Here is a 544-nt window from a genome sequence, read left to right on the forward strand (position 1 = left end):
GTCATCGCGGCGGGGTAGGCGTACAGGACGACCGTGCGGCCGCGCAGGTCGGTCCGGACACCGCCGGAGGCGTAGTGGGCGGCCGGGGCGACCGGGATCAGGTCGGCGGCCGGGTCCACGCCGATGGCCAGGCAGGACGCCACGATGGTGGGGAACCGCCGGGCCAGGAAGTCGCCGCCCAGGTGCCGGGCGTCCAGGAACACGTGGTCCGCGCCGGACGCGAGGAGCACCCGGTGGATGCCCTTCGCGACCACGTCCCGGGGTGCCAGCTCAGCCAGTTCGTGCTGGCCGACCATGAACCGCTTGCCGTCCGCGTCGACCAGGTGGGCGCCCTCGCCGCGCAGCGCCTCGGAGACCAGCGGCTGCTGGGCGTGCCCGGCGCCGGGCACCCGGGCGTGCTCCGGCACGATCAGCGCGGTCGGGTGGAACTGGACGAACTCCACGTCGGTCACCGCCGCGCCGGCCCGCATGGCCAGCGCCACCCCGTCGCCGGTGGACACCGCGGGGTTGGTGGTGGCCGCGAAGACCTGCCCCATCCCGCCGG

At 75.9% G+C, this 544-nt stretch carries 1 protein-coding gene; it reads right to left on the bottom strand.

The window, feature by feature from the left end; translation table 11 throughout:
* Nucleotides 1-544, bottom strand: a 544-nt coding sequence (locus tag SM447_RS29825) for an FAD-binding protein (protein WP_474576196.1), incomplete at both ends; no start/stop codon positions are given.

The sequence above is a fragment of the Micromonospora aridisoli genome, assembly GCF_056150025.1.